We start from the raw sequence: 503 nt of genomic DNA on the forward strand, positions 1-503 counted from the left end.
TCTTGCCGTCGCCATCGAGGTCATACGCCTTGCTGATGCCCGTAGTATCCACTTTGCCATTGCCATTCAGATCAAACGTCAGTGGAGAGTTTTCTTTTGTCTTCTTAAACTCTTTACTGCTACCCCCACCATGGCTGTCTTCATTTCCGCCACCTGCTTTGGGTTTGTACCAACAGTTGATCCAGTTTACTGTATTCCCCTTACCCCAGTTTTTGTCGTCAGCAGCACCACCAAAGATCCATCCTTGTTCTAAAAGGGCCTTCTGGCTGTTCCGATGGCCTTTTTTGACATTCTCACTCAGTCCATCCCAGTCTTTTTTGAAACCAGCCAGTTTCCCTGGGTTTCTCAGTTTCCTCTGGAGTTCAGGCGGCAACTCATGCCACTTGTGTGGGAAATCATCAGGCAGTTTAGGGTGTTGCGCTGCGTGCGCCACATTCTGGGTCTGGTTCGTCTGGTTCGTCTGGTTCGTCTGGTTCTGGGGTGTCTTCAGGTGTTGCGCCGCG

General features: G+C 50.7%; 1 protein-coding gene. It reads right to left on the reverse strand.

Going from position 1 to position 503, the window contains the following annotated elements; translation table 11 throughout:
• The coding region (locus A8L45_RS24885; RefSeq protein ID WP_175402088.1) for a hypothetical protein at positions 1-433 on the reverse strand (433 nt) is incomplete at its 3' end.
• Positions 434-503: the final 70 nt, after the last annotated feature.

It is taken from the genome of Veronia pacifica (genome assembly GCF_001707825.1).
Classification (GTDB): Bacteria; Pseudomonadota; Gammaproteobacteria; order Enterobacterales; family Vibrionaceae; genus Veronia; species Veronia pacifica.